Source organism: Terrabacter sp. Soil810 (assembly GCF_001429645.1).
In the GTDB taxonomy this organism is placed as follows: Bacteria; Actinomycetota; Actinomycetes; order Actinomycetales; family Dermatophilaceae; genus Terrabacter.
Map to the genome: position 1 here is coordinate 1,135,394 of NZ_LMSW01000011.1, position 17,306 is coordinate 1,152,699.

General features: G+C 70.7%; 21 protein-coding genes. 19 read left to right on the forward strand and 2 right to left on the reverse strand.

The features are described from left to right. Positions 1-21 precede the first annotated feature (21 nt). The 7 genes from ASG96_RS11150 (at position 22) to ASG96_RS11180 (ending at position 4,910) form a co-directional block, all read left to right on the forward strand. On the forward strand, positions 22-1,509 hold the full coding sequence (locus ASG96_RS11150) for an alkaline phosphatase family protein (RefSeq protein WP_082591732.1): 1,488 nt from the start codon (positions 22-24) through the stop codon (positions 1,507-1,509). A gap of 146 nt (positions 1,510-1,655) precedes the next feature. Then, a complete protein-coding gene (locus ASG96_RS11155; RefSeq protein WP_056758458.1) occupies positions 1,656-2,225 on the forward strand; it encodes a dihydrofolate reductase family protein in 570 nt (189 codons plus the stop codon). Between the two features lie 173 nt (positions 2,226-2,398). Beyond that, positions 2,399-2,794, forward strand: coding sequence for a VOC family protein (locus tag ASG96_RS11160; RefSeq protein WP_056758455.1), 396 nt, complete (start codon positions 2,399-2,401; stop codon positions 2,792-2,794). 103 nt (positions 2,795-2,897) lie between these two features. Then, entirely contained in the window at positions 2,898-3,110 is a 213-nt protein-coding gene (locus ASG96_RS11165; protein ID WP_056758945.1) for a helix-turn-helix domain-containing protein, read from the forward strand. Positions 3,111-3,114: 4 nt separating this feature from the next. Beyond that, complete coding sequence (locus tag ASG96_RS24545) at positions 3,115-3,741, forward strand: Clp protease N-terminal domain-containing protein (RefSeq protein WP_056758453.1); 627 nt, start codon at positions 3,115-3,117, stop codon at positions 3,739-3,741. Between the two features lie 95 nt (positions 3,742-3,836). Further along, complete coding sequence (locus tag ASG96_RS11175; RefSeq protein WP_057587958.1) at positions 3,837-4,436, forward strand: hypothetical protein; 600 nt, start codon at positions 3,837-3,839, stop codon at positions 4,434-4,436. Positions 4,437-4,544: 108 nt separating this feature from the next. Next, the gene (locus tag ASG96_RS11180) at positions 4,545-4,910 is read left to right on the forward strand and encodes a hypothetical protein (RefSeq protein WP_057587959.1); all 366 of its coding nucleotides are present in this window, start codon (positions 4,545-4,547) and stop codon (positions 4,908-4,910) included. Positions 4,911-4,937: 27 nt separating this feature from the next. On the opposite strand, the gene ASG96_RS11185 is transcribed toward ASG96_RS11180, so the two are convergent. Then, positions 4,938-6,182 (reverse strand): threonine/serine exporter ThrE family protein, encoded by a 1,245-nt coding sequence (locus tag ASG96_RS11185; protein WP_057587960.1) that lies wholly within the window; start codon positions 6,180-6,182, stop codon positions 4,938-4,940. Between the two features lie 217 nt (positions 6,183-6,399). Between ASG96_RS11185 and ASG96_RS11190 the strand changes: the two genes are divergently transcribed. The 4 genes from ASG96_RS11190 to ASG96_RS11205 all read left to right on the forward strand — a co-directional run bounded on the left by ASG96_RS11190 (position 6,400) and on the right by ASG96_RS11205 (position 9,331). Beyond that, on the forward strand, positions 6,400-6,942 hold the full coding sequence (locus ASG96_RS11190) for a hypothetical protein (protein WP_057587961.1): 543 nt from the start codon (positions 6,400-6,402) through the stop codon (positions 6,940-6,942). Beyond that, positions 6,939-7,322, forward strand: coding sequence for a hypothetical protein (locus tag ASG96_RS11195; RefSeq protein WP_056758440.1), 384 nt, complete (start codon positions 6,939-6,941; stop codon positions 7,320-7,322). Before ASG96_RS11190 ends, ASG96_RS11195 begins: the two co-directional genes overlap by 4 nt. Before the next feature lie 310 nt (positions 7,323-7,632). Beyond that, entirely contained in the window at positions 7,633-8,415 is a 783-nt protein-coding gene (locus ASG96_RS11200) for a histidine phosphatase family protein (RefSeq protein WP_235509140.1), read from the forward strand. A 1-nt stretch (position 8,416) separates the two neighbouring features. Further along, a complete protein-coding gene (locus tag ASG96_RS11205) occupies positions 8,417-9,331 on the forward strand; it encodes an NAD(P)H-hydrate dehydratase (RefSeq protein WP_082591734.1) in 915 nt (304 codons plus the stop codon). A gap of 59 nt (positions 9,332-9,390) precedes the next feature. Here ASG96_RS11205 and ASG96_RS11210 read toward each other — a convergent pair whose 3' ends face one another. Then, positions 9,391-10,134 (reverse strand): GAF and ANTAR domain-containing protein, encoded by a 744-nt coding sequence (locus tag ASG96_RS11210; protein WP_056758434.1) that lies wholly within the window; start codon positions 10,132-10,134, stop codon positions 9,391-9,393. A gap of 409 nt (positions 10,135-10,543) precedes the next feature. On the opposite strand from ASG96_RS11210, the gene ASG96_RS24200 reads away from it, so the two are divergent. The 8 genes from ASG96_RS24200 (at position 10,544) to ASG96_RS11245 (ending at position 17,215) form a co-directional block, all read left to right on the forward strand. Then, complete coding sequence (locus tag ASG96_RS24200) at positions 10,544-10,717, forward strand: HAD family hydrolase (RefSeq protein WP_235509141.1); 174 nt, start codon at positions 10,544-10,546, stop codon at positions 10,715-10,717. Positions 10,718-10,732: 15 nt separating this feature from the next. Continuing rightward, positions 10,733-11,194, forward strand: a complete 462-nt coding sequence (locus ASG96_RS11215) for an HAD family hydrolase (RefSeq protein ID WP_255359592.1) — start codon at positions 10,733-10,735, stop codon at positions 11,192-11,194. Positions 11,195-11,324: 130 nt separating this feature from the next. Next, positions 11,325-13,739 carry a molybdopterin oxidoreductase family protein gene (locus tag ASG96_RS11220; protein ID WP_057587962.1) on the forward strand — a complete coding sequence of 805 codons (2,415 nt, stop codon included), beginning with the start codon at positions 11,325-11,327 and terminating at the stop codon, positions 13,737-13,739. Continuing rightward, complete coding sequence (locus ASG96_RS11225; RefSeq protein WP_057587963.1) at positions 13,736-14,218, forward strand: hypothetical protein; 483 nt, start codon at positions 13,736-13,738, stop codon at positions 14,216-14,218. The genes ASG96_RS11220 and ASG96_RS11225 overlap by 4 nt, the downstream gene beginning before the upstream one ends. Further along, on the forward strand, positions 14,215-14,895 hold the full coding sequence (locus tag ASG96_RS11230; protein WP_056758425.1) for a GPR1/FUN34/YaaH family transporter: 681 nt from the start codon (positions 14,215-14,217) through the stop codon (positions 14,893-14,895). The genes ASG96_RS11225 and ASG96_RS11230 overlap by 4 nt, the downstream gene beginning before the upstream one ends. Positions 14,896-15,192: 297 nt before the next feature. Continuing rightward, a complete protein-coding gene (locus tag ASG96_RS11235) occupies positions 15,193-16,011 on the forward strand; it encodes a hypothetical protein (protein ID WP_057587964.1) in 819 nt (272 codons plus the stop codon). After that, positions 16,011-16,601: a phage holin family protein gene (locus ASG96_RS24640; RefSeq protein WP_082591735.1), complete on the forward strand. Its 591-nt coding sequence runs from the start codon at positions 16,011-16,013 to the stop codon at positions 16,599-16,601. Before ASG96_RS11235 ends, ASG96_RS24640 begins: the two co-directional genes overlap by 1 nt. Beyond that, positions 16,598-17,215 carry a DUF3618 domain-containing protein gene (locus ASG96_RS11245; protein ID WP_057587965.1) on the forward strand — a complete coding sequence of 206 codons (618 nt, stop codon included), beginning with the start codon at positions 16,598-16,600 and terminating at the stop codon, positions 17,213-17,215. Before ASG96_RS24640 ends, ASG96_RS11245 begins: the two co-directional genes overlap by 4 nt. The last annotated feature ends 91 nt before the right edge of the window (positions 17,216-17,306 follow it).

The following is a 17,306-nucleotide window of genomic DNA, read 5'->3' on the forward strand; positions in this document are numbered from 1 at the left end:
TGGCGGGTTCTTGCGGTGGTGATGGCGCCGCTTGCCGGGGCTTTGGCGTTTGCACCTGTGGGTTCTGCCTCGGCGGACATCAACCCGAAGGTGGACCATGTTCTCCTTCTCAGCCTCGATGGATTCCACGACGCCGATCTGACGAACTACGTCGCGGCGCATCCGACCTCGGCGCTGGCTGCGGTGGTGGAGCGGGGACGTCGCTACTCGAACGCGTCAGCCCAGGCACCGTCGGACTCGTTCCCAGGCACACTCGCCATGACGACGGGTGGCTCCCCGAGCTCCACCGGCGTCTACTACGACGTGTCCTGGGACAACGACCTGTCGCCCGCCGGTTCGGACTGCAGCACACGCGGGGCGCTCGTTCCCTTCAACCAGACCATCAACGTCAACGCCAATGCCGGCGACAGCGTGGCCGACATCAACCCGGCCAAGCTGCCGCGTGACCCGGACAACGGGTGCAGCGTCGTCTACCCCCACCAGTTCCTCAAGGTGAACACCATCTACGAGGTGGCGCACGCGGCGGGGCTGCGCACGGCGGTCGCCGACAAGCACCCGAGCTACGAGATCTTGTCCGGCCCCTCAGGGACAGGTGTCGATGACTTCTACGGCCCCGAGTTCAACGCGGCCAAGGCCGACATCACCAAGATCATCGCGAACGACGAGCTCAAGGTCGTCGCCGTCCTGAACGAGATGGACGGCCTCAGCCACGACGGCTCGGCCGTCGTCGGTGTGCCGGCGATCTACGGCATGAACTTCCAGGCGCCGAACATCGGGCAGAAGTTCTCCGGCTACGTCGATGGGGCCGGCACGACCCCCCAGAGCATCGCCACCCTCGGCCCGCTCGCCGGCACCGCACCTGGCCTGGCGCAGGCGCTCGACCACGTGGACGGCGCGATCGGTCGCATGCTGAGCCGGCTCGAGGCCAACGGCCTGACGGACGAGACGATGATCATCCTGACCGCGAAGCACGCCAACAGCCCGGTCGACCGCTCGACCCTGCGCTGGGTAGACCCATCAGCCTTCGCCGCGCTGGTCAACAGCGTGGAGCCCGGGCTGACCGCACAGGTGACGGCGGACACGATGGCACTCATCTGGCTCAAGGATCGCGGCCGGGCAGCCGACGCCGCGGCAGTGCTCGAGGCGAACGCAGGCACCGTGGGAGCGGGCACGATCACCAGCGGCGCCGCGGTCGCCTCGCTCTTCGCCGGCCAGCTCGGCGGGAACCCGGGCCGCATACCCGACATCGTCGTACAGCCGGTGCCCGGTGTCGTCTACGCAGCAGTGAGCTCGAAGCTCGTCGACCACGGGAGCGGCAGCGCCGAGGACACCCACGTCCCGCTGGTGGTCGTCGAGCCCGGGCGCAAGGGAGGCCGCACGCTCAGCTGTCCCGTCTCGTTGCGACAGGTGGCGCCGACCGTCCTGCGCGCCCTCGGGCTCAAGGAGAGCCTGCTCGATGCGGTTCGGCTGGAAGGCACCCAGCGACTGACGAACGGCGACGAGTGTTGAGGAGGCCCAGGATCGGGGAGAAGCGCTGCTGACTCGGTGAGGATCTGCGACAGCGCCCCTCCATCGGTCGGGCGGCGGTGTCATGACGCTGGTCGGACGACAGGCACCCGAGGCAGACTGGTCAGTGAGCAGGGAGGGGAGTCCAGATGGCTGAGCTTGTGGTCGACTTCATCACGTCGCTCGACGGGTACGCGGCTGCCGAGGGGTGGCCCGGCTGGTGGGGCTTGCAGGGGCCGGAGTACCTCGCCTGGCTGGGTGAGAGCCCCGAGGCGGACTACGTGGTCCTGATGGGAGCGAACACCTATCGCCTCATGCACTCCTTCACGAAGGAGGGCGAGCCGGGGACCGACGTGCTGGGAGGCATGTCGAAGTTCGTCTTCTCGAACACGCTGACCGAGCCCCTCGAGTGGGAGAACTCGACGCTGTTCGCCGGCGATGCCGTCGAGGCCGTACGGCAGCTGAAGGACGAGGGCGACAGGTCGATGCGCACGATCGGGAGCGTCTCCCTGTGCCGCTCGCTGCTCGAAGCCGGCCTCGTCGACCGGTTCCGGGTCGTGATGTTCCCCGTCATCACCGGCGCGACGGGCAGGGAGCGCATCTACGACGGCTACCCCGACGTCGCTCTCGACATGGTGGACTGCCGCACGTTCGACGGCCAGATCCAGCTCGTCGAGTACGTGCCCACGGTGCTGGACGGTCCACCTGGCACGTCCTGAGCCTCGGTGGTCGACACCCGCGGCCATGCCCACTGTGCTGCGAACGGGAATCTTCATGGTTCGGCTGCGGCATCGCCGGCGGAGGTGTAGGGCGGAATGAGGGCGCGCGGTGTCACCGTCACCGCCCCGACTCCACCGCAGAATCACGTTCGTCAGCTCATCAGGAGGTCCCCATGCTCACCAGTGCGTCCGTCACCGCCAACATCCCCGCCGCCGATCTCGCGCGGGCCAAGTCGTTCTACGCCGACACCCTCGGCCTCAAGCCGGCCGCCGAGATCGGTGACGCCGGAATGCTCGTCTACCGCACCGACGGCGGGACGATGTTCAGCGTCTACCAGACCGAGTATGCCGGCCAGGCCGGTCACACCATCGCCCAGTTCCACGTCGACGACGTCGTGGCCGAGGCTCGTGCACTGCAGGCCAAGGGTGTCGCACTCGAGACGTACGACCTGCCGGGGGTCGAGTGGGACGACGGCATCGCGGACATGGGCGGAATGGGCAAGGCGGCCTGGTTCAAGGACAGCGAGGGCAACATCCTCTGCATCGACTCCGGCTTCCCGGAGGACTGAGGGGCAAGCGCGGTCCGGGGGTGGGGCTGGACCGACACGGGTGCTCTCCTGCGCTCGTCAGCATGTGTTGACGGCGGCCGCCTGTCAGCATATGCTGACAGGCATGACCAGAACCGCCGCCGACCTCGCGGGCGACCTCGACAGCACCGACCCGACGGTCGGGCTGCGGGCGGTGGCCGCGCTGGGTCGTCTCCTTGACCAGCTCGAGGCCCTGCAGGTGCGCAACGCCCGGGGCAAGGGCTGGTCGTGGCAGGAGATCGCCGACGCGCTCGGCGTCACGAAGCAGACCGTCCACCGCAAGCACGCCCGGAGGTAGACCCGTGTTCGAACGCTTTGCCCGTGATGCTCGCGCCGTCGTGGTCTCGACCCAGGACCTCTGTCGCGAGCTCGGAGCCGACGAGGTACGCCCGGTCCACCTCCTCCTCGCCCTGACCGAAGAGGGCAGCGGCGTCCATGACGTCCTCTCCGCCCACGGCATCACGACGGATGCCGTCGCGGAGTGCCTCGGCGTCGTGCCGTCCGCTCCGCCCGCCCCGCTGGGCGAGGACGATGCTGCGGCGCTCCGGACCCTCGGCATCGACCTCGACTCCATCCGTGAGGCCGTCGAGCGCCAGTTCGGCCACGGGGCACTCGACGAGCCGGCCGCAGGGCCCACGCCCCCCGCCGGCCGAGCTGCGTCGGATGAGGGCGACGACGACCTGGACACCGCTCGTGGACGCTTCGGGTGGGGCGGTCACATCCCATTCGGGCGCGGCTCGAAGAAGGTGCTCGAGCTGGCACTGCGCGAGGCAATCCGCGCCGGAGCGCGCGAGATCCGCACCGAACACATCGCCCTCGGCGTGCTGCGCGTCGACGACGAGGCGGTCACCATGCTGATCAGGGCGATCGGCGCCGACCCTCGGGCCCTGCGTGCCGACCTCGTGGATCACGGCCGCCGCACCGCCTGATCGGCTGACCGTCATCGGTGGGATTCGTACGTTTGGTCACCGCGTCGCTCGGACGTGACCTTCGCCCCTTACCGCCCGCTCGGGATCGGGCGAGAGTGGAAGGCGTGCTCGATGAACCTGCCGGTGCCTCGGTCGATCTGTTCTGGCTTCCGCTCGGGGCGGGAGGCCACGTCGTGCGATGGTGCGGCCGCCTCTATGAAGAGGGCTCGGCGCGGCGACACCACCGCGCTGCGGCGGACCTCTACCACTGCGCCCTGATGATCAGTCTCGAGGGCGTCGCCTATGCCGTCGAGATGGGTCCGGTGTGGAACGTCGAGGACACCGATCGTGGCGTCCTCGCCGAGGGGCCTGTCGGCTCGCGGTGGCTCGGCCGCTTCCGCGCGTTTCGCTATGAGATGCGTGTCTGGCCAGGGGGTTTCATTCCGGATATCGCCGAAGCCGTCGGCAGCCCGCTGCGCACCACGGACGACCCGCAAAGGGTCGCAGCCGTGGTCGAGGTGCTCCGAGCGCTGCCCGTGCTGACCTGGGGCAGGGACGAGCTGTCTGCGGGCGAGATGTGGAACTCCAACTCGGCAGTGGCCTGGGCGCTGGCGCGGACCGGCCACGACATGGAGGCGATCGGGCCGCCGGCCGGAGGCCGGGCGCCGGGGTGGGCCGCGGGTCTGGTCCTGGCGGATCGGCAGGCGCGGACCTGACGCCGCAGCCCGGCGCGAAGGGACGGACGCCCACTCCAGATCAGACGGGACGCGCCGAGTGGACGCGTTGCGAGCCACGGATGCCGGGATGGTCCCTAGCCTTCGAGAATGGATGTGGCGGAGCTGCCCCCGACAGGTACGTGCGAGATCAGCACGCTCGGGCGCCGTAGCGGCAGGGTCAGCAGGATCGAGATCTGGTACGTCGTCGTCGACGCGCAGATCGTCCTGACCGGCACTCCCGGCTCGAGGCACTGGCTGGCCAACCTGCGCGGCCACCGAGAGGCGGTGCTGCATCTGGGTGAGCCGGTGAGCGACCTGCAGGTCGTGGCGGACGAGGTGACGGATCCGGCCACGCGGCGACATGTCGTCGAGCAGGCGTGGCGGATTCAGCCGTGGTACGCGGCGCAGGCGTACTCCATCGACGACTGGGTGAGCGCCTCACCGATGGTGACGCTGACGCCCCTGACGGACTGACGGACTGACGGACTGACGGACTGACGTCTATGCTGCGGGCGCGGCGCGACGCCCACGCAGGGCCCGGCCCACGGAGGAGCCCACCAGCAGGCCGAGCGAGATCGCGATGGCAACGCCCAGCAGCCCGAGGGCGACGTCGGTGGCCGACTCGCGACCCGCCGCGAGCTCGGTCACACCGACCAGGCCCAGGCTCCCGGGCACGAGCAGCCAGAATGCCGGGAGGAAGAGCACGAGGCGGGGCAGCTGTGGGCGTCGCAACTCGACCACGCTCGCTCCGAGGCTGGCCGCGATGGCCCCCAGGAAGCCACCGAGCCCGATCGAGCCCACCTCCTGCCCGACGAGCTGGGCGCCGAAGGCGAGACTGAGCACCAGCAGGACCCACCCCTGCATGCGGAGGGGAACGCCCTCCATCAGGCAGATGCTCGATCCGATGAGCACCAGACCCACGGCAGCGCCGGCCCAGCCGATCTCGTCCACCCGGAGGTTGACCAGGGTGGAGGCGGGCACGCGCAGCAGGGCGGTGGCCATGAGCAGTCCCAGCGCGAACAACCCGAGCTGGGCCAGCCCGTAGGTCAGCCGGGCCGAGCCCGCCTGCATGTGCCCGGCGGCGAGCTCCGACAAGCCGTTGACGACGAGCGCTCCGGGGAGAAGGACCGCCAGCGGGGGCAGGACCGTGCGCAACGGACCCTCGAGCAGTCCGGCGTCAGCGGCGCCGAAGATGGCCAGCGACACCACGAACGCGGCAAGGGTGGGGAGCAGCGCCCTGACGACCTCGTACCGCTCGGCCAGCTGGACGAGCGCAAAGACGAGGACCGACCCCGCCGCGGCCGCAACGATGTTGGCCCAACCCGGTTGCAGGATCAGCGAGATGCCGACGGCCAGCACGGGCCACGCCAGCGCGACCAGCCACAACGGCTGTCCGACTGGACGCCGAGCGACCGCCGCGAGCTGCTCCCGGGCGGCGCCGGTCGCCAGGCCGCCGTGGACCAGCTGATGGCGGATGAGGCGGACGCTCGCGGACTGGTGGAGGCGCAGGCCAGCGGGAGCCGAACGATACGTGGCGGGGTCTCCCGCCTTCAGGGTGACGAGCAGTCCTGTGGGGCCGACTGCGGTCTGGACGTCCGGGAAGCCCAGCCGGGAGCCGACCTCCGCCAGCTCCTCCTCGATCTCCTGGACCGGCTGCCCGGTCGCGATCATGGCCGTGCCGAGCTCTGCCAGGAGGGCACGGGTCGCGGTTGTCCGGTCCCCATCGGCATCACCCGGTGGCAGCATCACAGCTCAACGCGTCGCTGCCACGGTCCACTCACGCTCGCCATCATGTCAAAGGTCCACCCACCGAGGCAGCGAGACGTCCGCGGCTGGAGACGCGCATGGCGAGCACGTCGCGAATTGCCGCACCGCTCGGGTCTCCTGCGGCGCGAAGCGGGTACGGCAGAGTCCCACCCCGCAACGCGTCGCCGGCACGGCGGCACCGGACCAAGGACTCCGCATGACGGCATACAGCACTCTTGTCCGCTCGACGCACGTGCTCACCAACGCGGCGTGGTTCGGCGGCTCACTGGCCAGCGCGGTGGCGCTCGACGAGGTCTCGCGGGAGGACGACGAGGCACGTGGGGGGCTCGCGATGGCCGAAGCAGCACGGCGGCGGTGGGGTCCGGCCCAGGGGCTGGCCATCGGCCTTCACCTGCTGAGCGGGGTCGCCGTCGTCGTCGACAACAGGCGTCGCGTCGTCGCGCACCGCCCGACCGCGGTCGCCGTCGTCCTCAAGACGGCACTGACGGGTGCCGCGCTCGCGGTGAGCGCCGAGGCGTACCGCTCCGACGCGGAGCTCAGCGATGCGCTCGAGCGCGCGGAGTCGGATCCGGCGTCACGGCAAGCGGCGCGAACCCTCGGGCAGCGCATGGCCTGGCTGCGATGGGCCACACCCGTGACCACCGCCGGTCTCCTCGTGCTCGACGCCTACCTGGGTGAGCAGCAGCGCGGCGTCCCCGGCCTGCTCGACAACCCGTCCCGCCCGGGGGAACGGGCGTGACGCGCGAGTTCGACTTCGCCTTCGAAGGCCGCTACCGCCTACCGGGCATGGTCTTCGGGATCAGACCGGCCACGGCGCGGGTCGTCGTCACCGACGACGAGTTGCTCGTCCGGTTCGGCCCCTGGCGACTCAGGACGCCCCTCGCCAACGTCGCGGGCACGCAGGTCACGACGGGGTACTCCCTCGTGCGGACGGCGGGTCCGGCCCACCTGTCGCTCGCCGACCGTGGCGTCACGTTCGCGACGAACTCGCGGCGGGGGCTGTGCATCTCGTTCGTCGAGAAGGTCCGTGCGATCGAGCCCACGGGCCTGCTTCGTCACCCGGCCGCGACGGTGACGGTCGCCGACCCGGAGGCGCTCGCCGCGGCACTACGGCACTGACGCCGTCCGTCTGTCGCCGTCCGTCTGTCGCCGTCCGTCTGTGGCCGTCCTCTCGATGGCCGCGACGAACGCGTCCCGGGCCGACACGATCGCGGCGGCGCCGGCCCTGTGTCTTCAAGGCCGGAACCGCACCTCCGAAACTCCCACCGGGTCGCCGCCACGGAAGCGATCTGTCCAACGTCCAACAAGGCGGTTGCGGCCGAGGCGGGTGTTTTGCGCCGGCGACCGCGGGTACCTGTCGGGCATGCAGAGACCTGAGCGACACAGCACCTGCCCGGGCGACACCCCGCCGCGCGGGAAGCCGGTCCCGGTGCTGACGGACGTCGGCGCTCGGACGACGTCCGCCCAGGTCGAGTCGCTCGTCCTGGTGCGTCACGGCGAGAGCGTGGGCAACCTCGCCGACGCGCAGGCGCGGCGTGCCGGTGCCGGCCGCCTGGAGCTCGGCACCCGGGACCCGGACACGCCCCTGTCCGAGCGCGGTGAGCGACAGGCCACGGTACTGGCTCGGCACGTCGCGAAGGCGGAGAGGCCGCGACCGGACGTCATGATGAGCTCGCCGTACCTGAGGGCGGCGAGCACGGCGCGCATCGTCGCCGAGGCCGTCGGCATGGCGCCGGTGTGGGACGAGCGTCTGCGCGAGCGTGACCTCGGGGTCTTCGACGGCCTCACCGGGGTGGGGATCCGCGAGAGCTACCCCGAGGAGGCCGACAGGAGGACGCGGCTCGGCAAGTTCTACTACCGGCCGCCGGGTGGTGAGAGCTGGACCGACGTCGCCCTGCGAGTGCGTCATGTCCTGCTCGACCTGGCTCAGGCCCACGCAGGTCGTCGGGTCTGGATCTTCACCCACCAGGCGGTCATCATGAGCTTTCGCCTCGCCCTGGAAGGGCTCGACGAGACGACGCTCCTCGACGTGGACCGGACCCAACCTCTCGGCAACTGCTCCGTGACGCGCTACCGGCGAGGCTCGGACGGACAGCTCGAGCTCGAGTCCTTCGCCGACACCCGCCACCTCGAGGGGGCCGCCGTCGAGGAGACGCACGAGGAGGCTGCCGAGGAGCCGCCCGCCCTCGAGGTGCACGAGAGGAGGGGGTGACGTGGCCGTCGAGCGTCCCGTACGCGTGGACCGTGAGCTGCTGCGTGGGTGGCCTCTGCCCGATCCGGATGGGGACAAGTCCGACCACGGCACCGTCCTGGTCGTCGGCGGGGCACGCCAGACACCGGGCGCGGTCCTGCTCGTCGCGGAGGCTGCGCTACGGGTGGGCGCCGGCAAGGTGCAGGTGGCCACGGCCGCCGACACCGCCGCGGCCCTGGCCGTCGCGCTGCCCGAGGCCTTCGTCGAGGGTCTTCCCGTCCTGCACGACGGTGAGCTGGCAGTGGCCGGTGCCGACCGCGTGCTCGAGCTGGCAGCGGGCGCCGACGTCGTCGTCCTCGGGCCCGGTCTGGGCAAGCCCCGCGATGCGAGCCTCTTTGCAGCGCAAATCGTTCCGCATCTTGACGCAGGCCTCGTGCTGGACGCTCTGGGCACCGCCTACCTGACGGGTCACCGTGACGGAGTGCGACATCTGGACGGGCGGGTGCTGCTCACCCCCAACGTCACCGAGGTGGCCGCCCTCCTCGAGCGGTCTGAGGAGGAGGTCACGCGCGCGCAGCTCCGCGCGACGGGCACGGTCGCCGACCGGACCGGCGCGGTCGTCCTGAGCGGGGGAGAGGTCTCCTACATCGTCTCGCCCGAGGGTGAGGCGTGGTCGTGCGACTCGGGCCCCTCGGACCTGGCGACGGCCGGTTCGGGTGACGTGAAGGCCGGATGTGCTGCCGGCCTCATGGCCAAGGGTGCGTCGCCGGCGCAGGCCGCCGTGTGGACGTCGTGGCTGCACGCCCATGCGGGCGCGCGGCTGCGCGAGGACCGCCCCGGCTTCCTGGCCCGCGACGTGCCGCGTGCCATTCCGGGAGAGATCGACCGCGTCGAGCGGGACTCGAGCTCCACCGAGGCCGTGCGCCCGGCCGGTTGACCCTGACGTGGTCCAGGAGAAGGGCTGTCGTATGCCGGATGGCCCGCAGGGACGTCCTCCTACCGTCCGTGGGGGGTGACGTCGAGGGCGCCGGTGTCGATGACGTCGAGAGCGACGTCGTGCAGCTTCCGGTTGGTGTTCTGGCTCGCGATGCGCAGCAGGTCGAACGCCTGGTCGCGGGTCAGCTTGTGCTGCGCGACGAGCACGCCCACGGCCGTCCCGATGTCGCGGTTGGAGGTCAGCGCCCGCTCGAGGTTGTCGACGCGCTCGCGCAGATGGGCAACCATGACGGACTGCGCGGCATGGGTGGTGAGCAGCAGGCCCTCGGCGAGATCCTGCTCGTCGAACGCGTTCGGCTCGTCGGCGTAGAAGTTGAGCCCTGCGATGAGGGTCGTCTCCTCGAGGTTCATCCGGAAGGACAACATGCTCCTCAAGCCGAGCTCGTCCGCCACGCGCCTGCCGTACTCCGGCCACCGCTCGTCTGTGGCGAGGTCCTTGGGCTGGTAGATCGTGTGCTCGACGATGGCGTCGACGCACGGGCCCGAACCCAGCTCGTACTGGATCGCGTCCGCCTCGCGGGCCACGTCGTCGGAGGAGGCCGCCGTGGCGAACCGGTTGTGGCTCAACGTCGTGATGCTGGCGGATCTCGCGCTGGGCACCCGCTCGACGGCGATGCGCGTCACCGCCGCGAACGCGTTCTTCGCGCTTGCCCGGGCAAGCTGACGGCCGAGGCGGTCGAAGTCCTCGGCCACCCCCCGGAGGTAGCCGGGCACGTTCGGGTTCGTGGTCGTCGTGTCGTTCATCCGGGTGGGCTCCCGTCAGTCTGCGGTCACGCTCTGCGCGCCGAGACGGGTCAGGGGCGGCAACTCCGGTTCGAATCACCGTCGCGTCGGTCACGAGCGGCTGGTGCCGACTCCACGTGCACGTACCCACCGGGCCTCGATCCATCCTGCGACCGCCATTGCGACTCGGCCCGTGCTGTTTCGAAACCCGGCCCCGGGGGCACACGTGTCGAGGTAGGGGCTACCTGCCGCTGGGCGCGCCTGACCCAGGCGACCCGTACCCGAGACGCGCCGATGGAGAGACGGTGGAACCGATACCCGAGACAGACGAGGCGCTGATGGAGCTGGAGCGCTATGGCGACGTCGACCTACGCCAGGACCTCCAGCGCCTGACCGCGGAGGCCCGCCAGACCGTCCCTGGGCTGACACCGTGATCCTCGACGTGGACGGCACTCTGGTCGACAGCAACTACCACCACGCTGTGGCGTGGGCGCGAGCGTTCGCGCAGTACGACCTGACCGTGCCGCTCTGGCGGATCCACCGTGCGATCGGCATGGGAGGCGACAAGCTCGTCGCCCACGTGGCGGGGGACGCCGCCGAGTAGCGTCTCGGGGAGGCGCTGCGCGACCAGTGGACTCGCGAGTTCGACCGGCTCATCGAGGAGGTCAGGCCGTTCGACGGAGCTCGGACGCTGCTCGAGGAGGTCAAGCTGCGCGGACACCACCTCGTGCTGGCGAGCTCCGGGCAGCCCCAGCACGTCGAGACCTTCCTGCGCCTCTTCGACGGTGAGTCTCTCGCGGATGCGTGGACGACGGCCGACGACGCCGAAGAGAGCAAGCCTGCCGCCGACCTGCTCGAGGTCGCCTTGAGTCGCGTCGGTGGGTCTGCCGGCGTCATGGTGGGTGATGCCACATGGGACGCCCGTGCGGCTCAGGCCGCGGGCATGCCGTCGGTGGGAGTGCTGACCGGGGGCTTCAGCGAGGCCGAGCTCCGGGACGCCGGCGCGACCGAGGTCTTCGAGGGGCCGGCCGCCCTGGCCGCGGCCCTCTCGGCTGGTCTCGTGGAACGCCTGTCCTCCTGACCGTGCGACGGTCGGCGCGGCACGTCGGCCGCTCCGACTGAGCCAGGGCCCGCGGGGTAAGCAACGGCCGAAGGGCCTCTGGCCCTGACCCGCGCCGCTCGCCGACGGCCCTGCCGACGAGGAGACACCTGTGCCGACCGAAGACCGCATCGCCGATGTCTGGGGGGATCGCACACCGTACCCACGCGGTGGTGACTGGCCCGTGAGGGTCGATGCACACCTCGCCGCCGACCTGAGCCCCGGTGAGGTCGACCGGTGGGTGCAGACGGCATCGACCCTGCACTCGAACGGGGACGCCTTCGACGTCGCCGTCCGCGACGGTCGGATGGTGGGCGTCAGGGGACGCCCGGACGACCGCGTCAACCGGGGACGGCTGGGTCCCAAGGACCTCTTCGGCTGGCAGGCGATCCAGTCACCCGACCGGCTGACGCGTCCACTGGTGCGCCGCGACGGCCGGCTCGTCGAGTGCTCGTGGGACGAGGCGATGGACGTCGTGGTGGGCCGGACGCAAGCGCTGCTCGAGGAGCAGGGCCCCAGTGCCGTCGGTTTCTACACGACGGGTCAGCTCTTCCTCGAGGAGTACTACACGCTGGCGCTCGTCGCCCACGGCGGTATCCGGACCAACCACGTGGACGGAAACACGCGCCTCTGCACCGCCACGGCGGCCGAGGCGCTCAAGGAGTCGTTCGGCAGCGACGGGCAACCCGGCTCCTACACGGACGTCGACCACGCCGACGTCATCGCCCTGTTCGGCCACAACGTCGCCGAGACCCAGACGGTGCTGTGGATGAGGATCCTCGACCGGCTGGCCGGCGACGACCCACCGGAGGTCATCTGCGTCGATCCCCGGCCCACCCCCGTGGCCCGGGCCGCGACCGTGCACCTCGCGCCTCGTCCCGGCACGAACGTCGCGCTCATGAACGCCCTGCTGCACGAGATCGTCGCGAACGGACACGTCGACGAGGCCTGGGTCACCGCCCACACCGTCGGCTACGCCGACCTCGAGAAGACGGTCACCCGCTACACGCCCGAGGTCGTCAGCACCATCTGCGACGTGCGGGCCGCGGACATCCGCACCGCAGCCCGGATCATCGGCGAGGCCGAGGCGCTGCTCTCGACGGTGCTGCAGGGCTTCTACCAGTCACACCAGGCGACCGCGGCGGCAGTGCAGGTCAACAACCTCCACCTGATGCGCGGCATGATCGGCCGACCCGGGTGCGGGATCCTGCAGATGAACGGCCAGCCGAGCGCGCAGAACACCCGTGAGTGCGGTGCCGACGGCGACATGGCCGGCTTCCGCAACTGGAGCAACCGCTCCCACGTCGAGGACCTCGCGCGGGTCTGGAACATCGAGCCGAAGCAGATCCCGCACGCCACCCCGCCCACGCACGCCATGCAGATCATGCGCTATGTCGAGGACGGCTCCATCCGGATGCTCTGGGTCTCGGGCACCAACCCCGTCGTCTCGATGCCCGAGCTGGCGCGGATGCGATCGATCCTCTCGCAGGAGCGGCTCTTCCTCGTCGTGCAGGACATCTTCCTCACCGAGACGGCGCAGCTCGCCGACGTCGTGCTGCCTGCGGCCGCCTGGGGCGAGAAGACCGGCGCGTTCACCAACGTCGATCGCACCGTGCACCTCTCCGAGAAGGCGGTCGACCCACCCGGGGAGGCACGGTCCGACCTCGACATCTTCGTCGACTTCGCGACACGGATGGGCTTGCAGGACAAGGACGGTCAGCCGCTCGTGAAGTGGTCGACCGCGGAAGAGGCCTTCGACGCCTGGCGTGAGTGCAGCCGTGGTCGACCGTGCGACTACAGCGGCCTGAGCTACGACAAGCTCCGTGGTGGCAGCGGCATCCAGTGGCCCTGCACCGACGAGTCACCCGACGGCACGGAGCGGCTGTATGCCGGAGGCACCTTCTGGGCGTCACCCGAGGAGTGCGAGACCTTCGGCCGCGACCTCGAGACCGGCGCGCCCGTCGAGGAGCAGGAGTACCGCGCGCTCAATCCCTTCGGACGGGCCGTCATCAAGTCGTCCGACTACCGGCCTCCACACGAGATACCCGACGAGGATCACCCGCTCCAGCTCATCACGGGTCGGACCGTCTATCACTTCCACACCCGCACCCGGACCGCCCGGGCGCCCGAGCTGCAGGCGGCGGCGCCCGACGTCTGGGTGGAGGTGTCGGTGACCGATGCCCAGACGTATGGCCTGGCCGAGGGCGACCTCGCCGAGGTCACCACGGCGAGAGGGGAGGTGCGGGCGCGCGTGCGGGTCAGCGGCATACGCCCCGGGGTGGTCTTCCTCCCGTTCCACTACGGCTACTGGGACACGGGGGAGGGGTGGCGCCCGGGTGACCACGGGCGAGCGGCCAACGAGCTGACCCGGACCGACTGGGACCCCGCGTCGAAGCAGCCCATCTTCAAGACGGCGGCGTGCGCCGTGCGCAAGGTGGCCGATGGTGACGGCACACCGTCGCCCGCCCCCGACAACACCGCCTCGGCCCCCGTGGCCGCGGCAACGGCAGAAGGAGTGGAGCGATGAGGATCGGCACGGTCCTCCGCGACCTGCACCATGACGAGAACGAGCTGGCGCGCACGCTGTTGCGCGTGGCCGATGAGCACCGGGCTGACCACGAGGTCCACCAGATGGGTGTGCACCTGGCCGAGTGGTCCTGGCGCCACGTGCGCGAGATCGCCGCCATCGCAGGATCATTCGGCGAGAACCTGGACCCGACGCCGGACGGGACGCCGACCCTCGTCGAGGAGGCACGTCGCTGGATGTCGGAGCGCGGTGGCAGGTCTCCTGAGAGCGAGCTGGTCATGGTCCGTGACCTGCGCGACGTCTACCTCCGGGCGTCGAGCGTGTTGACCGACTGGGAGATGATCGGCCAGGCCGCCCAGGCGATCGTCCACGACGAGCTCCTCGAGCTGGCGACGCGCTGCCAGGCGGAGACGAAGCGGCAGGCCACGTGGGCCAACGCCAAGATCAAGGAGTCCTCGACGCAGGCTCTGGTCGTATGAGCACCCGGACCGCGGCCCCGGACGAGATCCAGACCCGCGTCGTCGTGCGGCCGGTCGGCAACCCGCTCCCGCTCGGCTTCCTCGCGCTCATGGTCGCCACGACCACGGTCGCGATGCTCCAGCTCGGCGTGATCGGACCCGAGCAGGGCCATGTCGTCGCGCTCGGCGTGCTCGTGCTCACCGTGCCGCTCCAGGCCATTGCCAGCGTCCTCGGCTTCCTGGCGCGAGACCCGGTGGCGGGGACGGGCATGGGCGTCCTGGCCGGCACGTGGGCGGCCGTGGGCTTCACGATGCTCGGCGCGCCGCCCGGTGCGACGTCACCAGCCCTCGGGGTGCTGCTCGTGTGCTCGGCCGTGGCGATGGTCGTGCCCACGGTGGCTGCGACGGGCAAGCTGGCGGGTCTGTCCGTCATGGGACTGAGCGCCGCCCGCTTCGCCGTCACCGGCGTCGGTCAGCTGACCGGCTCGCCCGTCTGGCTCACCGGCGCCGGTTGGCTCGGTGTGGCCCTCGGCCTCCTCGCGGCGTATGCCGCTCTGGCCTTCGAGCTCGAGGACGTGCAGCACGTGACCGTGCTGCCTGTCGGACGACGTGGACCCGGCGCCGACACGATGACGGCGTCGACGCGTGAGGAGCTCGCCACCGTGGCCCACGAGGCCGGCGTCCGGAAGCAGGTCTAGCTCGGTCACCGGACGATCGTCGTCCTCGGGCGAGGAGCGGGGGCGACGAGAGCAGGGTCGCGCAGGCCTCTTCGACATGCGCTCACGTGGCTGGTGGCTCGGTGCTGGAGGACGCCAAAACGCTTGGGGTCACAGCATGTAACCACATGCCATACCCGTTCTCGCACCGTCACACCCAGTTGTGTCGGACCTGCTTGGACGTTCTCCGGCTGGGTACCCGGTGACTAGCAACACCAGCTCGGCGGGCGGCTCGAGACAGGGGCATGCCCGGACGTGCGACCACGGAAGGAACAGACCATGACCGAACGACCGTACGAGACGACCGTGCCCGACGACGTGACCGTCGGCCCGGGATCGTCTTCGACCGGGGACAGCTACTACACCTCGGCCTCGACGTCCCCGTCGCAGGGCGCCAATGGCGGCACGACTGTGGGGACCGAGGCGAAGTCCGTCGCGTCCGATGCGGCAGACAGCAGCCGGCACGTCGCGGAGACCGCAGCCTCGGGCGCCAAGGACGTCATGTCGGAGGCCACCACCCAGCTGCGCCAGCTCTTCGAGCAGGTACGCGGTGAGCTCGACGACCAGGCATCGTCCCAGGGACAGCGCGCCGTGGGTGGACTCCGGTCGCTCGCGGACGAGCTGCGTCAGATGGCCTCGAGCTCCTCGCAGCCGGGTGTCGCAGGGGAGGTCGTGGGACAGGCGGCTCACCGCGCGAGCTCCGCCGCCGACTGGATCGAGAACCGCCAGCCGGGGGACATGATCGAGGAGCTGCGCTCCCTCGCGCGGCGTCGGCCCGGCGCCTTCCTGCTCGGCGCTGCGGTGCTCGGCGTCGTCGGGGGACGACTGACCCGTGGGCTGACCGGCGACGGCAGTGGCAGCTCCGGCACCCCGGCGTCGCTGCGGTCGGCGAGCAGTGCCGGTCCCGCGACGACGCCGCTCGGCACGGGAGGTCCTGCGCCGGCAACGGTGCCACCGTCCGAGTCTCCCGTGCGGAGCGAGCCCTACACGGTGGGCGTGCGCGACAGTGACACGCACGCCGTGACCTCGATGACGGGGGGCGTGGCGTCCGACCCGATCGACGGGGACCTCACCGAAGGCCGGAGCGGGGTGCTCTGATGAGCAGCTGGCCTGAAGGCACCACCGGAAGGGCTGCTGCGGCCACCCCCGGGGCACCCGCGGCCGGCCCGTATGCCGGGGCCGACCCGGCGGTCACCACCACGGACCCGTCCGGGAGAGGTCAGCCGGCCGGCACGGCATACGCCAGTTCCGCGGGTCGGCACGACAGTTCGTACGACAGTTCGTACGAGAGCTCCCAGGACAAGGCGGAGCACGCCTCCATCGGGGAGCTGGTTGCCGACATCAGCGAAGGGCTCAGCACCCTGCTGCGCCAGGAGGTGGAGCTGGCCAAGGCCGAGGTCCGGGAGTCCACGACGCGCGCCGGCAAGGCCGCCGGCATGTTCGGCGGTGCTGCCCTCGCGGGCTGGATGGCGCTGCTCTTCCTCTCGGTCGCCGTCTGGGAGTGGCTGTCTCGAGCCCTTGACAGTCGTGGCTGGGCCGCCGTCATCGTCATGGCCGTGTGGGCCGGCATCGCCGCGGTCCTTGCGGCGATGGGACGACGCACCACCAAGGAAATCCAAGGACTGCCGCGCACGATGGAGACCGCGAAGCGGGTCCCGGACGCGCTGAAGGGAAACGAGGAACGATGAGCACCAACTACACGACCACCAGCAACGACCCGGACGCGATCCGGGCAGACATCGAGCGGACCCGTGAGGAGCTGAGTCGCGATGTCAACGCCCTGGGTGAGTCCGTCAGCCCGGGACACGTCGCGCACCGGCAGGCCGAGAAGGTCAGGGGACGAGCCTACGCCGTGCGGGACCGCGTCATGGGGTCCGCGTCCGAGGCGGGAGACCGGACCACAGACATGGCCCACAGCGTCGGTGATGCCGCCAGCCAGGCAAGTCAGACGGTCCAGAGCAAGACGCAGGGCAACCCCCTGGCGGCCGGCCTCATCGCGCTGGGGGCCGGGTGGCTCCTCGGCTCGCTCCTGCCCGCCTCCGAGAAGGAGCGCCAGCTGTCCCAGACGGTCAAGGACAAGGCCGAGCCTGTGGTGCAGCAGGCACAGGCCGTGGCCAAGGACGTGGCGAGCGAATCTGCGGAGCACCTCAAGGAGCCTGCGCAGGACGCCGTCCAGTCGGTGAAGGAGACGGCGCAGTCAGCAGCCCAGGACGTCAAGGCGGAAGGGCAGCAGGCAGCGACGGACGTGCGGGAGAGCGTGTCCGACTCCGCCGAGAGCGTCAGGAACCAGTCACAGGGCTGACCGTCCCGGACGCTCAGCCGACGTGAGAGGCCGGCCGAGACTCGTGGACCGGCCCCACTTCGTGCCACCTGCACTGATGGACCCGACCACA

Coding starts and splice junctions, on each gene's coding strand:
- ASG96_RS11150 (WP_082591732.1), top strand. CDS start 22: ATGGCGCCGCTTGCCGGGGCTTTGGCGTTTGCACCTGTGGGTTCTGCC.
- ASG96_RS11155 (WP_056758458.1), top strand. CDS start 1,656: ATGGCTGAGCTTGTGGTCGACTTCATCACGTCGCTCGACGGGTACGCG.
- ASG96_RS11160 (WP_056758455.1), top strand. CDS start 2,399: ATGCTCACCAGTGCGTCCGTCACCGCCAACATCCCCGCCGCCGATCTC.
- ASG96_RS11165 (WP_056758945.1), top strand. CDS start 2,898: ATGACCAGAACCGCCGCCGACCTCGCGGGCGACCTCGACAGCACCGAC.
- ASG96_RS11180 (WP_057587959.1), top strand. CDS start 4,545: ATGGATGTGGCGGAGCTGCCCCCGACAGGTACGTGCGAGATCAGCACG.
- ASG96_RS11185 (WP_057587960.1), bottom strand. CDS start 6,182: ATGCTGCCACCGGGTGATGCCGATGGGGACCGGACAACCGCGACCCGT.
- ASG96_RS11190 (WP_057587961.1), top strand. CDS start 6,400: ATGACGGCATACAGCACTCTTGTCCGCTCGACGCACGTGCTCACCAAC.
- ASG96_RS11210 (WP_056758434.1), bottom strand. CDS start 10,134: ATGAACGACACGACGACCACGAACCCGAACGTGCCCGGCTACCTCCGG.
- ASG96_RS11225 (WP_057587963.1), top strand. CDS start 13,736: ATGAGGATCGGCACGGTCCTCCGCGACCTGCACCATGACGAGAACGAG.
- ASG96_RS11230 (WP_056758425.1), top strand. CDS start 14,215: ATGAGCACCCGGACCGCGGCCCCGGACGAGATCCAGACCCGCGTCGTC.
- ASG96_RS11235 (WP_057587964.1), top strand. CDS start 15,193: ATGACCGAACGACCGTACGAGACGACCGTGCCCGACGACGTGACCGTC.
- ASG96_RS24640 (WP_082591735.1), top strand. CDS start 16,011: ATGAGCAGCTGGCCTGAAGGCACCACCGGAAGGGCTGCTGCGGCCACC.
- ASG96_RS11245 (WP_057587965.1), top strand. CDS start 16,598: ATGAGCACCAACTACACGACCACCAGCAACGACCCGGACGCGATCCGG.